Genomic DNA, 20,099 nt, shown 5'->3' with positions numbered 1-20,099 from the left:
CGTCTCCGTCACTTCGGGCGGTACAGGTCGGCGCCCTTGTCGCCGATCACGAGGTAGCCGGCGTCGTCCACCGGCAGCACGCCCGAGAGCAGCGGCGTTTCGCCGGTGCGCATCTCGAATGCGGTCGTGGTGAAGGGCGACGCGGCGTCGGGGCGGGTCAGGATGGCGCCGTTGGCGCCGACCAGGACGGCGCCGCCGCCCGGCAGGGCGTAGCCGCCCATCAGGCTGGTGGTGATGCCGGTCTCGACCTCGGTCCAGCTGTCGCCCAGGTCGCGCGACTCGAGCACGTTGCCGCGCAGGCCGAACACCAGGATGTGGTCGTCTTCCCAGGCCAGCACGCCGAACATCGAGCCCTCGTAGGGCAGGCGCTTGCTTTCCCAGGTCTCGCCGCCGTCGCGCGAGCGCAGGAAGGCGCCGCGCTCGCCGGCGATGACGAGGGCACCGGAACCGGCGCGCGTCATCGCATTGAGGTGCGGATCGAGCTCGGCGTCGAGCATCAGGTCGTCTTCGCTGAAGGTCCAGTCGTCGGTGGCGGCGACATCGTCCTCGGCCGCCGGCTCCGGCTCGGCCGGCTTGCGGTCGAGGACAGTGCGGGGCGTCCAGGTGACGCCGCCATCGTTGGTGACCAGCATCAGGCTGTAGGCACCGATCGCGAAGCCGTGGCGGGCGTCGGTGAAGAACAGGTCCAGCACCGGCACGCCTTCGCTGGGATCGACGAGGTCGTAGCTCCACGGCGCGGCGCGGCGACGGGTCCAGGTCTGGCCGCCGTCGGTGGAATGGACGATGACGCCGTCGTGGCCGGCGGCCCAGAGGATGCCGTCGGCGCTGGCGATGGTGGTCAGGGTGGCGCGTGTGGGCACCTTGGCCTGGGTCCAGGACGCGCCGTCCTCGGAGACCAGGATGTGGCCGCGTTCGCCCACGGCGAAGTAACCGGCATTGGTGTGCACCGCATCGAGCAGCAAGGAGCGGCTGGCGCGGGGCATGATCTCGGCGTCAAGCAGCACCGGATCGGTGGCCGCGACGGTGGCGGCCGGCTCGACGGATTCCTCCGGAGCATCGGCCAGGCCGGGATCGGCATCGGCCTGGTCGGCCATGGCGTCCTCGGCGGGAATTTCGGGCTCGGGCGACTGCGCGGACAGCGGCAGCGCCAGGGCCAACAGCAGGGCGCCGGTGAGGCGCGCGCCACGAAGGGGAATCGCTGGCATTTCTTCCTCCACCTGGGCCTGCGCCATTCGCAGGCCCCTGAACGCAGCCGCGCCCTTTCGGGCGCGGCTGGTGATCAACCGCTTGGGATCAGCGCACGCCCGCGGTACGCAGGTTCTGCGGCGAGTAGTTCGCCGGGGTGCTCTGGTAGCCGAAGTCGCGCGGCTTGTCCTCGTTGTCCAGCAGGCCGACGATGTAGCGGCCGGACTTGAGGTCGTGGTGGGTCTCGAGGGTGGACCAGAAGGTCGGGACCTCGTAGTAGTTCACCGACGGCGCGTCGGAGTAGCGCCACAGGTTGCCCTGGCCGTCGTAGTGGTCCACGGCCATGATCTGCCAGCTGTCCTCGTCCACGTAGAACGTACGGCGGCTGTTGATATGGCGCTGGCCTTCCTTGAGCTTGGCCTCGACCACCCACACGCGGTGCAGCTCGTAGCGCATGAAGTCAGGGTTGAGGTGGCCCGGGCGGATCAGGTCGCGGACCTTGGTCTTGTCGCTGTGCGCGCGGTAGGCGTTGTACGGGACCAGCATTTCCTTCTTGCCCACCAGCGTCCAGTTGAAGCGGTCCATGGCGCCGTTGAACATGTCGGTCATGTCGTTGGTGCGCAGGCCGTCGGACGCGGTGCCCGGGTTGTCGTAGGCGACGTTCGGGGCGCGGCGCACGCGGCGCTGGCCCGGGTTGTACACCCACGCCTGGCGCGGCGCGGCGGCCGCGTTCAGGGTTTCGTGCACCAGCAGCACCTGGCCGGCCAGGCGGGCCGGGCCGAGCACTTCCTGCTTGAAGTACAGCAGGATGTTGTTGATGTTCTCGGAGGTGTTGCCCGGCTTGTAGTACAGGCCCAGGATTTCCTCGCGCACCTTGATCAGCGTGAACGCACCGCCGGCGGTCGGCGCCGCCTGGTTGGAGTAGCTGACCACCGACAGGCCCTTGTACTTGAGCTTGTGGTTCCAGATCACTTCCTGCGCGTTCTGCGGGATCGGGAACGGAATGCCCTCGGCGCAGTTCTGGATGCCTTCGCCGTCGGCGACCAGCTTGCACTGGGTGGCGTTGCGCTTGGTGAAGTCATAGGTGCGCTGCGGGAACGAGGCGCTGCGGCGGGTCGGGTACACGTCCATGCGGTAGGTCGGGTACTTGGCGAACATCGCCTTCTGGCCGGCCGAGAGCACTTCGCCGTACTGCGCGACGTTGGCCCGGGTGACCGAGTACAGCGGCTTGTCGGCCGCGTACGGATCGACGTGGAAGGTGCCGACGCGGAAACCCGCGGGCGGACGGACGATGCCGCCATCCCAGGCCGGGATGGTGCCGGCGGCATTGCCGGCCTTCTCGCCACCCACCGGGGTGAGGCTCTGGCCGAGCTTGGCCGCTTCCTGCGCGCTGACCGCGGCCTGTGCGACGCCGGTGCCCAGCACCATGGCGCCAACCAATGCGGTCAACGCGTGCTTCTTGATGATTTTCATCCTCTGCCTCCCTGTGGCGTCAGAACGAATACTTGACGGTGAACGACGCGAAGTCGCGGTCGTGGATCTGGTTGTACTGCTTGGCGCCGCCGAACGAGGTGTAGCTGAGGTCGAACACCAGCTTGTTGAGGTAGTTGGCCTCGACGCCGAGGGTCAGCGACTTGCGATCCTCGAGGAAGTTGCCGCCCGGCCCCGGGGTCGTGCCGCTGACGTCATGGTTGAACGCGACGCGCGGCGACACCGTGAGGGCGGTGCCGAAGGCGCTGGCGTAGTCGGCGCGGGCCGCGAGGCGGTAGCCCCACGAGAACGAGGTCGGGAAGCCGCCGGTCAGCGTCTGCGGGTTGCGCAGGCAGCCGAACTGCAGGGCGCCCAGGCCCGGGAAGCCGGCCGCGGCGACGTCGGCGACGTCGCAGCCACCGCCGGTGTCGGTGCCTTCACCCTCGTAGCGCAGCACGGACTGCTCGGGCAGGTCCCAGACCTCGGTCGCGCCGACTTCGGCCACCATCGCCAGCTGGTTGGCGCCCAGCACCTCGGCGAAGGCCTTGGTGAAGGTCATCTGGATCTGGCTGACTTCATGCTCGCGCCAGCCGCGCACTTCCTGGCCCAGGGCATAGCTGCCCAGCTGGCTGTTGAACTGCAGCGCCGGCACCGGGATGAACGGGTTGAGCGGGGTAAGCGCGGCGTACAGCAGCTCGACGTCGTCGACCTGCAGCGGCGCGTTCGGGCGGTAGCTGATCTCGCCCTGCCAGGCGACGCCGCCCGGCAGCGTGGTGTTCCAGCTCATGCCGTACAGCTGGATGTCTTCCGGGTACTCGACGAAGAAGCGGCCGCTGGCGGCGCCGACGACCGGGTTGTTGACGGCGCGGCCCGAAAGCAGCGGCACGCGGCTGTGGTAGTTCAGGAAGTAGAAGCCGAACTCGGTCTCGTTCAGCGCCTCGGCGTACCAGCGCAGCGCCATGCCGTACTGGCCGGAGTCGCTGGCGGCGCGGTCCTCGATGCGGCCGACGGCGTTGCCGCAGCCGATGGCGATGATCTGGCCGGCGGTGGCCGGGCCATAGATCGCGGCGAGGTCGGCGAAGCGGTCGGAGCTGGCGAAGCCGGCCGGGCCGTTGTAGCAGGTGGAGAAGAAGTTCTCGGGGTTGTAGACCGGCTGCGGCGTGGTGCCGAAGCCCAGCATCACGTAGGTGCCGCCCGGGGTGCCGAAGTCGTTGGAGCTGAAGTAGGTGCCGGCGGCGTCGACTTCGATTTCCTCGAACTCGAACATGTACACGGCCTCGAGGGCCACGTTCTCGGACAGGTTGATCGAGCCCCAGACCATGTCGATCGGCAGGAAGGCTTCCTTCAGCTCGGCGCCGGCCACGCGCAGCGCGGACAGGTCGACCGGGTTGATGACGTTGATGCCGTTCTGGATGAAGGTGCCCTCGCCCCAGCTCACGACCTGGCGGCCGAAGCGGACGGTGCCGCCCAGCTGGCCTTCGTCGCCCAGCTCGAAGTTCTTGTAGACGAACATGTCGAGCATGCGGAAGCGCTGGCCGATGCGGTCCTGCGCGATCTGGGTGAGGTCGTCGCGGCCTTCGTTCTCGAAGTCGTGGAAGAAGGTGCCGCGGGCGAACGCGCCCCAGTCACCCCAGTTCAGGCTGACTTCGGAGGTGATCTTGAGGGCGCTGGAGATGGCGTCGCCCTTGTCGTACTTGAGGTTGCCGTCGTCGCGGTTGGCCGAGAAGCGGCCCGGCGCGGCGATCTGGCTGGGCGCGCCCGGCACGCCGCCGGTCGAGGTGCAGCGGCCGGCGCCGACCGGGATGGCACCGAGCGGGAAGTTCTGGGCGCACAGCAGCGGATCGAACCAGGACTTGGCGATCAGGTTGGTGTCCTGGTCCTCGACGCGCCAGGAATAGCCGTAGGACACCGTGGTGTCGAAGCTGCCGGTGAGCTCGCCGCGCGAGAACTCGAAGGCGTGGGCGGCCGGCGCAAGCACCAGGCCAAGCGCGATGGCGGCGGCCAGCGGGGCACGAGCGGCCCGCCCGTGGTTTGCATGCAGTTTCTTCATGGGTGGATCCTCGGGTCAGGGCTTGCGTGCGGTAATCGGGGCACCACCAAATGCGGTGGCATCAAGGGGCGGGTGGAGTAACGCCGCAAAGGAATTGTTCTTCATGACGGTTCTGGCTCCCCCCAGACTCTAGAGCATTTCCTCTAGGCATATTAATTGTTCGTTAGGATTTGGCAATGCTCCCGCGTATGGTCGGGATCACGGTTCCTGATGCTGCGCCGCAACACGCGCCGGAAACGCCTCCGCGCCGGGCCGGAACCCGCGCGGTGAATGGCCCAGGGCGGCCCGGGCCGGGGCGCCGTCGTACACCAGGTCCTGGTCCAGCCGCGCCAGGAAGCCCTCGCCCAGGCCGGGCGCGCGCCCGAGCAGCCGCAGCCCCCGGACCGCCAGCCGGAACAGCGGCGCCGGCACCCGCAGCCGCCGCGCGCCGGGCGCGCCGGCCGCGAGCGCCCGCACGACCATCTGGTCGAAAGGCAGCGCCTCGCCGCCCGGCAGGTCGAAGAAGCCCGGCCGCGGGCGCGGCTCGCGCAGGCAGGCCAGGACCGCCGTGGCGACGTCTTCCACGTGCACCGGCTGGCGAAGCCCGCGCGCCGTCGCCGGCAGCGGCAGCACCCGCCAGCGGCGCGCGACGGCCACGAGCCGGCTGAGGCTGCGGTCGCGTCCGTTGCCATAGATCAGCGTCGGGCGCAGCACGGTCAGGGCGAAGCCGCGTTCGGCCGCAAGCGCCGCCAGCCTCAGCTCGGCGGTGCGCAGGGCCAGCGCCAGGGCGCGCTCGGCGGCATCGGGCGAGTCGCGCTTGCCGTGCACGCTGGTCGAACCCAGCACGACGACCCGGGCCGGCGCGACCGGCGAGCGTGCCAGCCAGTCGACGAACGCATCGAGCGGCCCGAGGCTGGCGATGGCGGCGACGCGGCCGCCCGGCGCCGTGAAATCGCCCAGGCCCGCCAGCACCCAGCGCACGCCGGGCCGCGGCGGACGCGGCTGCCGCGACGGCGCCACGCAGGGCGGATCCGACGCCGCCAGCGCCCCTGCGAATGCCTCGCCGACCTGGCCGCTCAGGCCGAAGACCAGCCAGTCCGGGACCGTGCCCGGCGTCGTCATGCTCATGCCCGAAGCATAGCGCCGCGCCTGCGACGCGGACGCGACAATGGCTTGGGTTAGACTTGCGGGCCGTCCGCCGCCGCCCGCGGCGCGGGACCCGACCGCCGCTCCGCGCCGCTGGCCGTGGCGCGCCGAACAGCAAGGAACGCGATGCTCGAGGCACTGCTAGCCATTCCCTTCGTCCTGGCCCTGGCCATCGGCCTGCTGCCGCGCGAACGCCGGCGCACCGCCGCCTGGCTGGCCGGCCTGGCGCCGGCCGCGAGCCTGGTGCTGCTGGCGCTGCTGACGCCGGCCGTGATGTCGGGCGAAGGCGTCCGCAGCCTCACCGAGTGGGTGCCCACCCTGGGGCTGGCGCTGTCGCTGCGGCTCGACGGCCTGGCGTGGATGTTCGCCGGCCTGGTGCTGGCCATCGGCGGCCTGATCGTGCTCTACGCCCGCTATTACCTGAGCGAAGAAGACAGCATGCCGCGCTTCTTCAGCTACCTGCTGCTGTTCATGGGCTCGATGCTGGGCCTGGTGGTGGCCGGCAACCTGATCCTGATGGCGGTGTTCTGGGAGCTCACCAGCGTCAGCTCCTTCCTGCTGATCGGGTTCTGGAACCACCGCAGCGACGCCCGCGAGGGCGCGCGCATGGCGCTGGCGATCACCGGCACCGGCGGCCTGGCGCTGCTGGGCGGCGTGATCCTGCTGGGCCGCATCGCCGGCAGCTATGAACTCGACGTGGTGCTGGCCGCCGGCCCGCAGATCCTGGCCAGCCCGTGGTACCCGGCGGCGCTGGGCCTGGTGCTGCTGGCGGTGTTCACCAAGAGCGCGCAGTTCCCGTTCCAGTTCTGGCTGCCGCACGCGATGGCGGCGCCGACGCCGGTGTCGGCCTACCTGCATTCGGCGACGATGGTGAAGGCCGGCGTGTTCCTGCTGGCGCGCCTGCATCCGGCGCTGGCCGGCAGCGACCTGTTCTTCTACGTGGTCAGCGGCATCGGTGCGATCACGCTGGTGGTAGGCAGCTGGCACGCGATCTTCCAGCACGACGTCAAGGGCCTGCTGGCCTACTCCACCATCTCGCACCTGGGCCTGATCACGCTGCTGTTCGGGCTGTCGACGCCGATGGCGGTGGTGGCGGGCCTGTTCCACATCATCAACCACGCCACCTTCAAGGCCTCGCTGTTCATGGCCGCGGGCATCATCGACCACGAGACCGGCACCCGCGACATGCGCCGGCTGGGCGGGCTGTTCAAGCTGATGCCCTACACCGGCGCGCTGGCCATCATCGCCTCGCTGGCGATGGCGGGCGTGCCGCTGCTCAACGGCTTCCTGTCGAAGGAAATGTTCTTCACCGAGGCGCTGGAGGTCGAGGGCCACCAGTTCATGCGCCTGGGCATAGCCGGGGCGGCGGTGCTGGCGGGTGCGTTCGGCGTCGCCTACAGCCTGCGCTTCGTGCACGACACCTTCTTCGGCAAAGGCCCGGCGCGGGTCGAGAAGACCCCGCACGAGCCGCCGCGCTGGATGCGGATTCCGGTCGAGGTGCTGGTGGTGGTGTGCCTGGCGGTGGGCATCGTGCCGGCGCTGACCATTGCGCCGGTGCTGCATGCCGCCGCCACCGGCGTGCTGGGCGAGGACGTGCCGGCCTACAGCCTGGCGATCTGGCATGGCCTGAACGTGCCGCTGATGATGAGCCTGTTCGGCCTGGCGGCCGGCATCGCGCTCTACTTCGGCATCCGCAAGCTGATCGACCTGTACGGCATCAGCTACGACTCGCTGGGGCGACGGGTGTTCGAATGGAAGTTCGAGCGCGCGACCGGCTGGGCCGCGAAGCTCACGGCCACCCTCGAGAACGGCAGCCTGCAGCGCTACCTCGGCCTGATGGTGCTGTCGGCGCTGGTGATGGGCGCCACGCCCTTCCTGGCCGGTTCGCTGGCGCCGGGCGCGTCGCAGCCGATGCCGCCACTGGGCTGGCTGGTGTGGGCGATCGGCGTGGCGGCCACGCTGGCGACCGTGGTGCTCCACCGCCGGCGCCTGCTGGCGCTGGTGGTGATGGGCGCGGTGGGCCTGGCGGTCAGCCTGGCCTTCGTGCTGCTGTCCGCGCCGGACCTGGCGCTGACCCAGCTGCTGGTGGAAATGGTCACCATCGCGCTGATGCTGCTGGCGCTGAACTACCTGCCCGAGGAGTCGCCGGTCGAGCGCTCGCGCCTGCGCCGCTGGCGCGATGCGCTGGTCGCACTGGCGGCCGGCGGCGGCACCGCGGCGCTGGTGTACGCGGTGATCACCCGCCCGCTCGAGACCGTGTCGTCGGAGATCCTCGTGCGGTCGCTGCCCGAGGGCGGCGGCAGCAACGTGGTGAACGTGATCCTGGTCGACTTCCGCGGCTTCGACACCCTGGGCGAGATCACCGTGTTCGGCATCGCCGGCCTGGTGGTGCACGCGCTGCTGCGGCGCGCGCGCCTGCTGCCCGAGCGCGTGATCGGCGGCGAGCCGGATCCGCTGCTGATCCCGAACCTGGTCGCGCGCCTGCTGTTGCCGCTGGCGCTGGCGGTCTCGCTCTACCTCTTCCTGCGCGGCCACAACCTGCCCGGCGGCGGCTTCATCGCCGGCCTGGTGCTGGCGGTGCCGATGCTGCTGCAGTACGTGCTGTCGGGCACCGACTACGTCGAGCAGCGGCTGGGCTTCGACTACCCGCGCGTGATCGGCCTGGGCCTGGGGGTGGCGCTGCTCACCGGCCTGGGCAGCTGGCTGCTCGGCTATCCCTACATGACCAGCCATACCGACTACGTCGCCGTGCCCCTGCTCGGCAAACTGCCCATGGCCAGCGCCATGGCCTTCGACACCGGCGTCTACCTGGTGGTGGCCGCCGGCACCCTGCTGATGCTGGGGATGATGGGCAGCGTGCGCGCCCCGACCTTGCGGAGGCGCGGCTGATGGAACTGGCGCTTTCAAGCTTCATCGGCGTGCTGGTCGCGGGCGGCGTGTACCTGCTGCTGCGGGCGCGCAGCTTCGACGTCATCCTGGGCCTGACCCTGCTGTCGTACGCGGTGAACCTGCTGATCTTCAGCATGGGCCGGCTGGTGGTGGGCAAGCCGCCGATCCTGGCCGAAGGCGTGGCGCCCACGCTGGCCAACCACACCGACCCGCTGCCGCAGGCGCTGGTGCTGACCGCCATCGTGATCGCGTTCGCGATGACGGCGGTGCTGCTGGTGGTGGCGATCCGCAGCCGCGGTGACAGCCGCACCGACCATGTCGACGGCGACGAGCCGCGGCCGGAGGATCGCCCGTGAGCCCGCACCTGCTGGTTGCGCCGATCCTGCTGCCGCTGTTCGCCGGCCTGTTGCTGCTGGTGCTGGGCACGCGGCGGGCCCGGGTGCAGCGCTGGATCGGCAGCCTGTCGTGCCTGGGCCTGGTCGGCATCGCCGCCGCGCTGGCGCTGCAGGCCGACGACGGCGGCACCCGCGTCTACCTGGTCGGCAACTGGGCCGCGCACCTGGGCATCGCCCTGGTCGGCGACCGGCTGTCGGCAATCATGCTGCTGGCCACGGCGCTGCTGGCCCTGCCCTGCCTGGTGTTCGCCTTCGGCGGCTGGGACCGGCGCGCGCCGCATTTCCATGCGCTGTTCCAGCTGCAGCTAATGGGCCTGAACGGCGCCTTCCTCACCGGCGACCTGTTCAACCTGTTCGTGTTCTTCGAGGTGCTGCTGATCGCGTCCTACGGCCTGCTGCTCAGCGGCGGGCGCGGGCTGCAGATGCGCAGCGGCCTGCAGTACGTCGCGTTCAACATCACCGCCTCGACCCTGTTCCTGGTGGCGCTGGGCTTCATCTATGGCCTCACCGGCGCGCTGAACATGGCCGAGCTGGCGCACCGGATCGGCCAGGCGCCGGCGGGCGACGTGGCGATGCTCAGGGCGGCGGGCGGCCTGCTGCTGGTGATGTTCTGCGCCAAGGCGGCGCTGCTGCCTCTCTACTTCTGGCTGCCGGAAACCTATGCGCGCAGCCCGGCGGCGGTGGCGGCGATGTTCGCGATCATGACCAAGCTGGGCGTGTACGCGGTGCTGCGCGTCTTCAGCCTGGTGTTCGGCGCCGAGGCCGGCGAACTGGCGGGCCTGGCCTGGCCCTGGCTGCTGCCGCTGGGCACGGCCACGCTGGTGCTGGCGACGCTGGGCGCGCTGGCGGCGCCGTCGCTGCGGCTGCTGGCGGCCTACCTGGTGCTGGGGTCGGCGGCGACGCTGTTCATCGCGCTGGGCCTGGCCAGTGCGGAAGCGGTGGGCGCCGGCCTGTACTACCTGGTGCACAGCACCTTGGTGGGTGGCGCGCTGTTCCTGCTGGCCGACCTGGTGCGCAAGCAGCGCGACAACGCCGGCGACAGCCTGCGCAAGATCGACCGGATGGGGCCGAAGGCGCTGCTGGGTTCGCTGTTCCTGGTGGCCGCGTTGTCGGTGGCCGGGCTGCCGCCGCTGTCGGGCTTCATCGGCAAGTTCAGCCTGCTGGCCGCCGTGCCGGCGGCGCAGGCGACGTGGCTGTGGCCGGTGCTGCTGGTCACCAGCCTGCTGGGCCTGGTCGCGCTGGCGACCGCGGGCAGCCACCTGTTCTGGCGCGAGGGCGGTGACGTGCCGGCGCCCGGCCGGGTCCCGGCGCTGCGCCGGAGCGAAGTGGGCGCGACCGTGGCGCTGCTGGCGCTGGGCGTGCTGCTGGCGGTGTTCGCCGGGCCGGCGCTGCGCTATGCGCAGGACGCCGGCAAGCAGGTGATGGCGCCGGCCGGCTACATCGAACAGGTGCGCGGCGCGCAGCCGCAGCCGGGGGTGTCGCCATGAAGGCCTGGTTCCCCGCCCCGCTGCTGAGCCTGGCGGTATTCGTCGTTTGGCTGCTGCTGGCGGCCACGCTCGACCCCGCGCACCTGCTGCTGGCCGCGGTGCTGGCGGTGGTGCTGCCGCTGGCGGCCCAGAAGCTGCGCACCGAATCCGCCGGCGTGCGGCGCCCGCTGCTGGCGGCGCGGCTGGGGCTGCGCGTGCTGGGCGACATCGTCATGTCCAACCTCGACGTGGCGTGGCGCATCCTGGGTCGCGAATCACTCATCCACCCCGGCTTCGTCTGGATCCCGCTCGATATCCGCAACCCGCACGGCATCGCCGCGCTGGCCGGCATCATCACCATGACGCCGGGCACGCTGTCGGCCGAGCTGGCGCCGGACGGCCGCCACCTGCTGGTGCACTGCTTCCACCTCGACGACGCCGCCGCGACCATCGCGCAGATCAAGCAGCGTTACGAGACCCCGCTCAGGGAGATCTTCCCGTGATCCAGACCTGCCTCGACATCACGCTGGGCCTGTTCGCGCTGGCGATGCTGATGAACCTCTACCGGCTGCTGCGCGGGCCGTCGCTGCCCGACCGCATCCTGGCGCTCGACACGCTGTACGTGAACACGATCGCGGTGCTCGTGCTGGTGGGCCTGCGCCAGGGCAGCAGCATCCACTTCGAGGCCGCGGTGGTGATCGCCATGCTGGGCTTCGTGGGCACGGTGGTGCTGTCGAAGTTCGTGATCCGACGGGACATCATCGAATGAGCGCCGTGACCGAATACCTGGTCTGCGCGCTGCTGCTGCTGGGCGGCGGATTCGCGCTGGTGGGCTCGTGGGGCATGGCCAAGCTCGACGACTTCTACAAGCGCCTGCATGGCCCGACCAAGGCCAGCACGCTGGGCGTCGGCGGCGTGCTGCTGGCGGCGATGCTGTGGCAGCTGGCGATGGGCCAGCCCAGCCTGCGCGAGCTGTTGATCACGCTGTTCCTGTTCATGACCGCGCCGGTCAGCGCGCACCTGATGGCGAAGGCGGCGCTGGCGTTGGACCCGTCGCAGCGTCCCGCGCTGCCGCCCGCGAAGGACGGACCGGGCTGATGCTGCGCCGGCTTGCGCTGCCGGCCGGGCCGCTGCTGGCGGCCGCACTTTATTTCCTGGCGACCTCGCAGGGCAGCACGCACGCCCTGGCCGTGACCCTGGGCATGACCGGCTGGTGTGCGCTGTGGTGGGTGCTCGAGCCGGTGCGCGCGCCGGTGACGGCCCTGCTGCCGCTGGCGGTGTTCCCGGTGCTGGGCGTGCTGTCGGCCAAGGAGGTCGCGCAGAGCTACGGCCACGAATTGATCCTGCTGCTGGGCGGCGGCTTCATGCTCTCGCGCGCCCTCGAGCGCAGCGGCGCCCACCGCCGGCTGGCCCTGGGCATGGTGCGCGCCTTCGGCGGCGGCAGCGGGCGAAGCCTGCTGTACGGGTTCATCGCCGCCTGCGGCCTGGTCAGCATGTGGATCTCGAACACCGCCACCACCCTGGTGATGCTGCCGGTGGCGCTGGCGGTGCTGCACTACTATCCGGACAAGCGGCTGCAGGCGCCGCTGATACTCGCCATCGCCTACTCCGCCAGCATCGGCGGCCTGGGCACGCCGATCGGCTCGCCGCCGAACCTGGTCTTCATGCAGGTCTATGCCGAGGCCACCGGCACCCGCTACGGCTTCCTGGACTGGATGGCGATCGGCCTCCCGGTGGTGCTGCTGATGCTGCCGATGGTGGGCTGGTGGCTGGGCCGCGGACTGGCCGGCACGCCCGCCGCGGTGCTGCCCGACAGCGGTCCGTGGACCGCGGGCGAACGCCGGGTGCTCGTCGTGTTCGCGCTGACCGCGCTGGCCTGGGTGTTCCGCACCGAACCGTTCGGCGGCTGGAGCGCGCTGTTGGCGCTGCCCGGCGCCAACGACGCCGCGGTGGCGCTGCTGGCGGTGGTGCTGATGTGCGTGGTGCCCGACGGCCGCGGCGGGCGCCTGCTGGACTGGGAGACCGCCGAGACCATTCCCTGGGGCGCGCTGGTGCTGTTCGGCGGCGGCATCGCGCTGGCCACCGCGTTCCAGTCCTCGGGCCTGAGCGGTGCGCTCGCCGGGCACCTGTCGGGCCTGGGCGCGCTGCCGCTGCCGCTGCTGCTGGTGATCGTGGTGGGTGCGGTACTGATGATGTCCGAGATCGCCAGCAACACCGCCACGGCGGTGCTGATGATGCCGATCCTGGCCGCCACCGGCGTGGCGATCGGCGTGGACCCGGCCCTGCTGATGTTCCCGGCCGTGCTGGCCGCCAGCGGCGCCTTCATGCTGCCGGTGGCCACCGCCCCCAACGCCATCGCCTACGGCAGCGGCCTCGTCGACGCCCCGCGCATGTTCCGCGAAGGCGCGATGCTCAACGTCATCGCCCTCGTCGTCATCTGCACCCTATGCTGGCTCGCCTTCAGCTGAACAAGCCGAACCTGAACAAGCCGAACCAGGTTCATTTTCTTTTCCCGTGAGACCCGGCCTGTGCCAGGTCGAGTCTCACGGGAAAAGAAAATGAACCTGGTTCGTCTTGTTTACTTTTTCTTGGGGAGGTAGAGGTCGGTGATGGTGCCTTCCTGGATTTCGGCGGCCATGGCCACCGATTCGCTCAGGGTCGGGTGCGGGTGGATGGTGTGGCCGATGTCGCTGGCCTCGCAGCCCATCTCGATCGCCAGGGCGAGTTCGGCGATCAGGTCGCCGGCGTGGACGCCGACGATGCCGGCGCCGATCACGCGTTCGGTGTGTTCATCGAAGATGAGCTTGGTGAAGCCCTCGGTGCGGCCGATGCCGACCGCGCGGCCCGACGCGGCCCACGGGAACTTCGCCACGCCCACCGCCAGGCCCTTGGCCTTGGCCTCGGTTTCGGTGACGCCGACCCAGGCGATCTCCGGATCGGTGTAGGCCACCGACGGGATCACGCGCGCCACCCACTCCTTCTTGTGACCGGCCGCGACCTCGGCGGCCAGCTTGCCCTCGTGCGTGGCCTTGTGGGCCAGCATCGGCTGGCCGACCAGGTCGCCGATGGCGAAGATGTGCGGCACGTTGGTGCGCATCTGCTTGTCGACCGGGATGAAGCCGCGCTCGGTGACGGTGACGCCGGCCTTGTCGGCATCGAGTTTGCCGCCGTTGGGCGTGCGGCCGACGGAGACCAGCACGCGGTCATACTTCGTGTCCGACGGCACCGAAGCGCCTTCGAAGCTGGCGTGCAGGCCGTCCTTCTTCGCGTCGACCCTGGCCACCTTGCAGCCCAGGTGCACGGCCACGCCGCGCTTCTTGAGCAGGTCGGCCAGCGGCTTCACCAGGTCCTTGTCGGCGCCCGGCATCAGCTGGTCCATGAACTCGACCACGGTGACCGCGCTGCCCAGCGCGGAGTACACGCAGGCCATCTCCAGGCCGATGATGCCGCCGCCGACGACCAGCAGGGTCTTCGGGATATCGACCAGCATCAGCGCGTCCGTGGAGTCCATGACGCGGGCGTCGTCCCAGGGGAACCCGCCCAGCTTCACCGGCTGCGAACCGGCGGCGATGATGCACTGGCCGAAGCGCACGCGCTTGACGCCCTCCTGCGTGCGCACTTCGAGCTCGTGGGGCGAGACGAAGCGTCCCTCGCCGGTGAGCGTGCGCACCTTGCGCTGCTTCGCCATGCCGGCCAGCCCCTTCACCATCTGGCCGACCACCTTGTCCTTGTGGCCGCGGAGTTTGTCGAGGTTGATCCTGGGCGTGCCGAAGTCGATGCCGAAGTCGGCCGCATGGCGGGCCTCGACCAGCACCTCGGCGGCATGCAGCAGGGCCTTGGACGGGATGCAGCCGACGTTGAGGCAGACGCCGCCCAGCGATTCGTAGCGCTCCACCAGCACGGTGTCCAGGCCCAGGTCGGCGCTGCGGAAGGCCGCGGTGTAGCCGCCCGGGCCGGCGCCCAGCACCAGCATCTCGCACTCGACGTCCGCCGGGACCCCCGACGCAGGAGCGCCTTCAGGCGCGGATCCCTGCTTTGCCGGAGGCAAAGGCTTCGCGCCTGAAGGCGCTCCTACAGGGGGAGTGGGCGAAGACTTCTCGGCTGAAGGCGTTCCGACCGGGGCGGAGGGCGAAGGCTTGGCGCCTGAAGGCGCCTCGGCTTCGGCCTCGGCGATGGCGATCACGTCGCCGGCGGAGACGGTGTCGCCGACCTTCACCTTGAGCGCGGTGATCCGGCCGCCGGCGCTGGCGGGCACCTCCATGGTGGCCTTGTCGGACTCGAGCGTGACCAGGCCCTGGTCCTGCTTCACCACGTCACCGGGCTGCACCAGCAGCTCGATCACGGGCACGTCCTTGTCGTCGCCGATGTCCGGCACCTTGAGTTCGAAAGTCTTGGCCATGGGATGTCCTTGTCTGCCGCGGCTCAGCCGCGGCGTTTCCAACTGGTCTGGTAGAGGTCGTGGCGGCGATCGCGCAGGTTCTGCACGGTGCCGGAGGCGCGCGCCTGCATCAGGTCGTCGAGCCGCAGGTCGGCGAACGCGACCTGCTCGGCGTTCGGCGTGGTGTCGGCGGCGATGCCCTCGGGCGCGAACGGGAAATCGCAGGGCGTGATGATGCAGCTCTGCGCGTACTGGATGTCGAAATTGTTCACGCCCGGCAGGTTGCCGACGTTGCCGGAGGTGACCACGTAGACCTGGTTCTCGACCGCGCGCGCCTGGCAGCAGTAGCGCACCCGCAGGTGGCCCTGGCGCACGTCGGTGCAGTAGGGCACGAACAGGATCATCGCGCCCTGGTCCACCAGGTGCCGGGCCAGCTCGGGGAACTCGGAGTCATAGCAGATCATCACGCCGATCGGGCCGCAGTCGGTGGCGATGGCCTCGGCGCTGTCGCCGCCGGCGATCTTCCACCAGTGCACCTCGTTCGGCGTCGGGTGCAGCTTCTCGCGCTCGTGCACCGAACCGTCGCGCAGCGCGACGTAGCAGATGTTGTGGATGTCGCCGTCGTCCATCTGCGTGGGATGCGAGCCACCGATGATGTTGATGTTGTACGACACCGCCAGCCGGTGCATCAGGTCGCGGTACTGCGCGGTGTACTTGGTGAGCGTGCGGATGGAGTCGGCCGGCGACAGCGGCTGGTTCTCGATCGACAGCAGCTGCAGCGTGATCAGCTCCGGGAACACCACGAAGTCGCTGCGGTAGTCGGCGGCGATGTCGACGAAGTATTCGATCTGGGTGGCGAATTCCTCGAAGCTGCGGATCCTGCGCTGCTGGTACTGCACCGTCGCCACCCGCACCGCGTCGGGCAGGTCGCCGCTGCGCTGGGCGCTGCGGATGGCCGGGTGGTCGGAGAAGCTGGGATTGCGCCAGGCCAGGTGCGCCGCGTAGCCCAGCGATTCGTGGTCGGACGGCAGGTAGTCGGGCAACACCCCGATCACCTCGAAGTCATTGCCCAGCTGGAACGACAGCGCCAGGTCGCGCTGCCGGCCTTCCCGCACCGCGGCGACGTAGGCCTCGGCGCTGCCGTACTGCTTCATGCGTCGCGCCAGCCCCGGCAGGCGGCCGCCGAAGACGATGCCCTTCAGGCCCAGCTGCAGGCACAGGCGCTTGCGGCGGTCGTACAGGCGACGGCCGATGCGCAGGCCGCGGCGCTCGGGATCGACGCAGACCTCCATGCCATAGAGCCAGTCGCCGTCCGGCGCATGCCGCGAGGCGAAGCCGCTGCCGGTGATCTCACGCCAGGCGTGCGGCGCCAGCGCCGACTTGCCGTCGATCCGGAAGGTGGCGCAGTAGCCGACGATCACGCCGTCGTACTCGGCCACGTATTGCCCTTCGGCGAACTGCGCCAGCTGGCCGCCGACCATCTCGGGCGTGTAGGCCATGCGCTCGCCGTAGGTGCGGGCCGACAGCGCGACGATGCCGGGGATGTCGGCGCGGGTGGCCTTGCGGACGGCGAGTCGGGTGCGGCTGGGATCTCGTGAGGACATCAGGGGCTCCTGTTCGTGGAGGGCGGCGTGGACCCACCCTCGTCGTCGGGATCGGACGGGGCCTGCGCGATCTCGCGCTCGACCTCTTCCTTGGCGTCATTGCCGCCGGCGCGCGGCGCCGGTTCGTTGCCTGGCGGCCGGCCGGGCCGCGGCGGCGCGCGGCCCAGCGCGGCCCAGGCCTGCTGGTCCTGCAGGCCGAAGGCGCTGCGCAGGTGCAGGTCGCGCTGCGGGAACGGGATCTCCAGCCCGTGCCTGGCCAGCGCGGATTCCAGCTCCCAGTTGTAGGCCGCCTTCACCGCCGACGGCCGCTTGGTGGCTTCGGCGGTCAGCCAGACCACCAGTTCGAAGTCGAGGCTGGAGTCGCCGAAGCCGACCAGCCACACCTGCGGCCGTCGCGGCCCGTCCTGCGACAGCGTGAACGGCACCGCGGACGCGGCCTCGAGCGCGGCCGCCTTCACCGTTTCCTTGTCGCTGCCGTAGGCCACGCCGAACGGGATGCGCAGGCGCCGGGAGACTTCGTTGTGGGTCCAGTTGACGACCCGGCCGGTGACGAACTCGGAGTTCGGCACCAGGATTTCGATGTTGTCGTTGGTGGTGATCCGGGTGGCGCGGATGTTGATGTCGCTGACTTCGCCGTGCACGCCGGACTCGAGCTCGACGAAGTCACCGACCTTGAGGCTGCGGTCGAACAGCAGGATCAGCCCGGAGATGAAGTTGTTGAAGATCGCCTGCAGGCCGAAGCCCAGGCCCACGCCCACCGCGCCGGCGAACACCGCGAACCGGCTGGCCGGCAGGCCGATGAACTCGAGCGCGAACAGCAGGCCCACGACCAGCAGCAGGTAGTGGACGATGCGGCCGACGGTGTAGATCGCCGCCTGCCGGTCGCGCGCCGCGGCCTGTCCGGACAGGCGGGTGAGCGCGCGCCGGAACAGCCAGGACAGCAGCCAGGCCGCCAGCAGCGCGGCCACCGCGGCTGCCAGCCCTCCGGTCGTGACCACCACGTCGCCTGCCTGGAACAGCTCCCGGGCCATCCAGCCGCGCGCGGGGGCGTCGGCGGCAGCGGTGGCGGCGGACATCCGCATCCGTCGCGCTTAGACCAGCAGCCGGCGCAAGTCGCCCAGCACCTGCGCCAGGTAGGCGGTGAAGCGCGCGGCGGCGGCGCCGTCGATGACGCGGTGGTCGTAGCTCAGGCTCAGCGGCAGCACCAGTCGGGCGTCGAAATCCTTGCCGTTCCAGACCGGCTTCATCGCGCTGCGCGAGACGCCGAGGATGGCGACTTCCGGCGCATTGATGATCGGCGTGAACGCGGTGCCGCCGATGCCGCCCAGCGAGCTGATCGAGAAGCAGCCGCCCTGCATGTCGGCCGAGGTGAGCTTCTTGTCGCGGGCCTTGGCGCTGATCTCGCCCAGTTCGCGCGCCAGCTCGAGCAGGCCCTTGCGGTCGGCGTCGCGGATCACCGGCACCACCAGGCCATCGGGCGTGTCGACCGCGATGCCGATGTGGAAGTACTGCTTGAGCACCAGGTTGTCGCCGTCGAGCGAGGCGTTGAAGTTCGGGAACTTCTTCAGCGCCGCGACCGCGGCCTTGATCAGGAACACCAGCGGCGTGACCTTGGTGTCCTTGTGCTCTTCGCCCAGCTTCTTGCGGAAGGCCTCCATCTCGGTGATGTCGGCGTCGTCGAACTGGGTGACGTGCGGGATCATGGCCCAGTTGCGCGCCAGGTTGGCGCCGCTGAGCTTCTGGATGCGCGAGAGCGGCTTGCTTTCGACCGGGCCGAACTTGCCGAAGTCCACCTTCGGCCACGGGATCAGGTCGAGGCCACCGCCACCGGCCGCACGCGGCGCGCCGCCGCCGGCCAGCGCCGCCTTCACGAAGGCCTGCACGTCTTCCTTGCTGATGCGCCCGGCGCGGGCGCTGCCGGTGACCTGGCCCAGGTCCACGCCCAGTTCGCGCGCGAACAGGCGCACGGCCGGGCTGGCGTGCGGCACTTTCTCGGGCATCAGGGCGTCGGCGTCGAAACGCACCGGGGGACTGCTGCGGGTCGGCGCGGGGGTCGCGGCCGGGGCCGTGCGGGCGGGCGCAGCCGGCGCGGCCGGCGGCGCGGGCGCCTGCTCGGCGGGAGCGGCCTCGGGGGCGGGACGCGACGGGGCGGACGCGGCCTTGGCCGGCGCCGGGGCCCCGGCTTCGTCGGCCGGCTCGATCAAGGCCACCACCGAGCCCTCGGACAGCTCATCGCCGACCTTGACCTTCAGTTCGCGGACGACGCCGTCGAAAGGCGCCGGCACCTCCATCGTCGCCTTGTCCGACTCGAGGGTCACCAGGCCCTGGTCCTTCTTCACCCGGTCGCCCGGCTGCACCAGCAGCTCGATCACCGGCACATCCTTGTCGTCGCCGATATCCGGCACCCGCGCTTCCTTGAGCTCGGCCATGGTCCACCTGGGGGTCTGCAAAGGGTCTGCGGCCATTGTCCCCCGTTACCCCATGCGGGCCAAGCGCCGGGCCGGACCGCTGGCCCCGCGCGGCCCCGGCATGGGCTCCGGCACGGCGCCGGGGCCAAAAAAAACCCCCGTCTTAACGGGGGCCTTGTGGGCGCGCAAACATCCGGGACATGCGTGCTGTCCACATCCCGGCGAGGCCAAGGCTGGCCCGAGCGCAATGACACCTTGGAGAGCGACGCCAGTTTGGCGGCCGCCGGCACGCCCTGCGCGTGCGGTTGGTGACAGTGACTTGGGTCATGGACCACGGATCCGGGGCCAAGTTCCCGAGCCGGCCAAAAGGTTCACGCGGCTTGTACGCGGGCCTCACCGGGGCTTGAAGGGGCACTGGCCAACATTCACGCACCGGTAATGACCGGCCCCCCGATAACCCTCGCAAGGAGCTCACCCATGTCCCGTCTTGCCCTGATCGCCCTCGCCCTCGGCGGCGCGCTCGCCGCCACCGGCGCCAACGCCCAGTCCTTCACCGCCACCGTCGGCTACCAGAACACCGACCCGAAGTCCGACAACGGCACCCTGGCCGGCGCCGGCGCCAGCATCAACGATGACTTCGCGGTCACCGGCAGCTTCTCGTACTTCTTCAACGACAACCTGTCGGTCGAGCTGTGGAGCGGCCTGGAGTCGTTCGACCACAACGTCACGCTCGACGGCCTGGGCACCATCGCCTCGGTCGAGCACCGCCCGACCACGCTGAGCCTGAACTACCACTTCAACACCGACGGCGCGATCCGTCCGTTCGTGGGCGCTGGCTACGGCACCGTCGACGTCTTCGGCGAGCGCACCCGCGGCGCGCTGGCCGGCCTGGGCATCGATGGCGACACCGCCAACGGCCTGAGCCTGAGCGTCGGCGCCGACTGGTACGTCACCGACACCTTCTTCGTGCGCGCCGACGTCCGCAAGCTCGACTTCGACACCGAGGTGACCGTCGAGACCCTGGGCAACGTCGGCACCGCCGAGGTCGACCCGCTGATCTACGGCATCAGCGCCGGTCTCCGCTTCTAAGCGTTCGCGACACGTCCCGGGGCGGCCCTGCGGCCGCCCC

Annotated in this window: 16 protein-coding genes; 8 read left to right on the top strand and 8 right to left on the bottom strand. The window is 70.3% G+C overall.

The window, feature by feature from the left end; translation table 11 throughout:
• Nucleotides 1–8 precede the first annotated feature (8 nt).
• The 4 genes from VFQ84_RS02910 to VFQ84_RS02895 all read right to left on the bottom strand — a co-directional run bounded on the left by VFQ84_RS02910 (nucleotide 9) and on the right by VFQ84_RS02895 (nucleotide 5,812).
• Nucleotides 9–1,232, bottom strand: a complete 1,224-nt coding sequence (locus VFQ84_RS02910; RefSeq protein ID WP_325129038.1) for a YCF48-related protein — start codon at nucleotides 1,230–1,232, stop codon at nucleotides 9–11.
• 61 nt (nucleotides 1,233–1,293) lie between these two features.
• Nucleotides 1,294–2,658: a DUF1329 domain-containing protein gene (locus VFQ84_RS02905; RefSeq protein ID WP_325129036.1), complete on the bottom strand. Its 1,365-nt coding sequence runs from the start codon at nucleotides 2,656–2,658 to the stop codon at nucleotides 1,294–1,296.
• A 19-nt stretch (nucleotides 2,659–2,677) separates the two neighbouring features.
• The gene (locus VFQ84_RS02900; RefSeq protein WP_325129034.1) at nucleotides 2,678–4,705 is read right to left on the bottom strand and encodes a DUF1302 domain-containing protein; all 2,028 of its coding nucleotides are present in this window, start codon (nucleotides 4,703–4,705) and stop codon (nucleotides 2,678–2,680) included.
• A 198-nt stretch (nucleotides 4,706–4,903) separates the two neighbouring features.
• A complete protein-coding gene (locus VFQ84_RS02895; protein ID WP_325129032.1) occupies nucleotides 4,904–5,812 on the bottom strand; it encodes an NAD-dependent epimerase/dehydratase family protein in 909 nt (302 codons plus the stop codon).
• Between the two features lie 144 nt (nucleotides 5,813–5,956).
• Between VFQ84_RS02895 and VFQ84_RS02890 the strand changes: the two genes are divergently transcribed.
• Genes VFQ84_RS02890 through VFQ84_RS02860 form a run of 7 tightly spaced genes read left to right on the top strand, consistent with a single transcriptional unit; the run spans nucleotide 5,957 to nucleotide 13,048 of the window.
• On the top strand, nucleotides 5,957–8,719 hold the full coding sequence (locus VFQ84_RS02890) for a monovalent cation/H+ antiporter subunit A (protein ID WP_325129030.1): 2,763 nt from the start codon (nucleotides 5,957–5,959) through the stop codon (nucleotides 8,717–8,719).
• Nucleotides 8,719–9,075: a Na+/H+ antiporter subunit C gene (locus tag VFQ84_RS02885; protein WP_325129029.1), complete on the top strand. Its 357-nt coding sequence runs from the start codon at nucleotides 8,719–8,721 to the stop codon at nucleotides 9,073–9,075. The genes VFQ84_RS02890 and VFQ84_RS02885 overlap by 1 nt, the downstream gene beginning before the upstream one ends.
• Nucleotides 9,072–10,601 carry a monovalent cation/H+ antiporter subunit D gene (locus VFQ84_RS02880; protein WP_325129027.1) on the top strand — a complete coding sequence of 510 codons (1,530 nt, stop codon included), beginning with the start codon at nucleotides 9,072–9,074 and terminating at the stop codon, nucleotides 10,599–10,601. The genes VFQ84_RS02885 and VFQ84_RS02880 overlap by 4 nt, the downstream gene beginning before the upstream one ends.
• Entirely contained in the window at nucleotides 10,598–11,083 is a 486-nt protein-coding gene (locus tag VFQ84_RS02875) for a Na+/H+ antiporter subunit E (RefSeq protein ID WP_325129025.1), read from the top strand. Before VFQ84_RS02880 ends, VFQ84_RS02875 begins: the two co-directional genes overlap by 4 nt.
• A gap of 44 nt (nucleotides 11,084–11,127) precedes the next feature.
• A complete protein-coding gene (locus tag VFQ84_RS02870; protein ID WP_325129091.1) occupies nucleotides 11,128–11,349 on the top strand; it encodes a K+/H+ antiporter subunit F in 222 nt (73 codons plus the stop codon).
• Nucleotides 11,346–11,678 (top strand): Na+/H+ antiporter subunit G, encoded by a 333-nt coding sequence (locus tag VFQ84_RS02865; protein WP_414636990.1) that lies wholly within the window; start codon nucleotides 11,346–11,348, stop codon nucleotides 11,676–11,678. The genes VFQ84_RS02870 and VFQ84_RS02865 overlap by 4 nt, the downstream gene beginning before the upstream one ends.
• A complete protein-coding gene (locus tag VFQ84_RS02860; RefSeq protein WP_325129023.1) occupies nucleotides 11,678–13,048 on the top strand; it encodes an SLC13 family permease in 1,371 nt (456 codons plus the stop codon). The genes VFQ84_RS02865 and VFQ84_RS02860 overlap by 1 nt, the downstream gene beginning before the upstream one ends.
• 110 nt (nucleotides 13,049–13,158) lie before the next feature.
• Here the strand turns inward: VFQ84_RS02860 and lpdA are convergent, their stop codons facing one another.
• The 4 genes from lpdA to aceF are packed head-to-tail and all read right to left on the bottom strand — an operon-like array spanning nucleotide 13,159 to nucleotide 18,991.
• Nucleotides 13,159–14,979, bottom strand: coding sequence for a dihydrolipoyl dehydrogenase (gene lpdA / locus VFQ84_RS02855; protein ID WP_325129022.1), 1,821 nt, complete (start codon nucleotides 14,977–14,979; stop codon nucleotides 13,159–13,161).
• 23 nt (nucleotides 14,980–15,002) lie between these two features.
• Nucleotides 15,003–16,562: a carbon-nitrogen hydrolase family protein gene (locus VFQ84_RS02850; protein WP_325129021.1), complete on the bottom strand. Its 1,560-nt coding sequence runs from the start codon at nucleotides 16,560–16,562 to the stop codon at nucleotides 15,003–15,005.
• Nucleotides 16,562–17,638, bottom strand: a complete 1,077-nt coding sequence (locus tag VFQ84_RS02845; protein ID WP_325129019.1) for a mechanosensitive ion channel family protein — start codon at nucleotides 17,636–17,638, stop codon at nucleotides 16,562–16,564. Before VFQ84_RS02845 ends, VFQ84_RS02850 begins: the two co-directional genes overlap by 1 nt.
• Before the next feature lie 15 nt (nucleotides 17,639–17,653).
• Nucleotides 17,654–18,991, bottom strand: a complete 1,338-nt coding sequence (aceF, locus tag VFQ84_RS02840) for a dihydrolipoyllysine-residue acetyltransferase (protein ID WP_325129017.1) — start codon at nucleotides 18,989–18,991, stop codon at nucleotides 17,654–17,656.
• 456 nt (nucleotides 18,992–19,447) lie between these two features.
• On the opposite strand from aceF, the gene VFQ84_RS02835 reads away from it, so the two are divergent.
• The gene (locus tag VFQ84_RS02835) at nucleotides 19,448–20,059 is read left to right on the top strand and encodes an OmpW/AlkL family protein (RefSeq protein ID WP_325129015.1); all 612 of its coding nucleotides are present in this window, start codon (nucleotides 19,448–19,450) and stop codon (nucleotides 20,057–20,059) included.
• Nucleotides 20,060–20,099: the final 40 nt, after the last annotated feature.

The organism is Arenimonas sp. (assembly GCF_035721105.1).
Taxonomy (GTDB): Bacteria; Pseudomonadota; Gammaproteobacteria; order Xanthomonadales; family Xanthomonadaceae; genus Arenimonas.
The sequence above is the reverse complement of the archived record's forward strand: the minus strand, read 5'-3'. Positions and strand labels throughout refer to the sequence as shown.

What these genes read in the sequence shown, in the direction of transcription:
- VFQ84_RS02860 (WP_325129023.1), top strand. Translation starts at nt 11,678, where the DNA reads ATGCTGCGCCGGCTTGCGCTGCCGGCCGGGCCGCTGCTGGCGGCCGCA.
- lpdA (WP_325129022.1), bottom strand. Translation starts at nt 14,979, where the DNA reads ATGGCCAAGACTTTCGAACTCAAGGTGCCGGACATCGGCGACGACAAG.
- VFQ84_RS02845 (WP_325129019.1), bottom strand. Translation starts at nt 17,638, where the DNA reads ATGTCCGCCGCCACCGCTGCCGCCGACGCCCCCGCGCGCGGCTGGATG.
- aceF (WP_325129017.1), bottom strand. Translation starts at nt 18,991, where the DNA reads ATGGCCGAGCTCAAGGAAGCGCGGGTGCCGGATATCGGCGACGACAAG.
- VFQ84_RS02910 (WP_325129038.1), bottom strand. Translation starts at nt 1,232, where the DNA reads ATGGCGCAGGCCCAGGTGGAGGAAGAAATGCCAGCGATTCCCCTTCGT.
- VFQ84_RS02850 (WP_325129021.1), bottom strand. Translation starts at nt 16,562, where the DNA reads ATGTCCTCACGAGATCCCAGCCGCACCCGACTCGCCGTCCGCAAGGCC.
- VFQ84_RS02900 (WP_325129034.1), bottom strand. Translation starts at nt 4,705, where the DNA reads ATGAAGAAACTGCATGCAAACCACGGGCGGGCCGCTCGTGCCCCGCTG.
- VFQ84_RS02885 (WP_325129029.1), top strand. Translation starts at nt 8,719, where the DNA reads ATGGAACTGGCGCTTTCAAGCTTCATCGGCGTGCTGGTCGCGGGCGGC.
- VFQ84_RS02870 (WP_325129091.1), top strand. Translation starts at nt 11,128, where the DNA reads ATGCTGATGAACCTCTACCGGCTGCTGCGCGGGCCGTCGCTGCCCGAC.
- VFQ84_RS02890 (WP_325129030.1), top strand. Translation starts at nt 5,957, where the DNA reads ATGCTCGAGGCACTGCTAGCCATTCCCTTCGTCCTGGCCCTGGCCATC.
- VFQ84_RS02835 (WP_325129015.1), top strand. Translation starts at nt 19,448, where the DNA reads ATGTCCCGTCTTGCCCTGATCGCCCTCGCCCTCGGCGGCGCGCTCGCC.
- VFQ84_RS02875 (WP_325129025.1), top strand. Translation starts at nt 10,598, where the DNA reads ATGAAGGCCTGGTTCCCCGCCCCGCTGCTGAGCCTGGCGGTATTCGTC.
- VFQ84_RS02905 (WP_325129036.1), bottom strand. Translation starts at nt 2,658, where the DNA reads ATGAAAATCATCAAGAAGCACGCGTTGACCGCATTGGTTGGCGCCATG.
- VFQ84_RS02895 (WP_325129032.1), bottom strand. Translation starts at nt 5,812, where the DNA reads ATGAGCATGACGACGCCGGGCACGGTCCCGGACTGGCTGGTCTTCGGC.
- VFQ84_RS02865 (WP_414636990.1), top strand. Translation starts at nt 11,346, where the DNA reads ATGAGCGCCGTGACCGAATACCTGGTCTGCGCGCTGCTGCTGCTGGGC.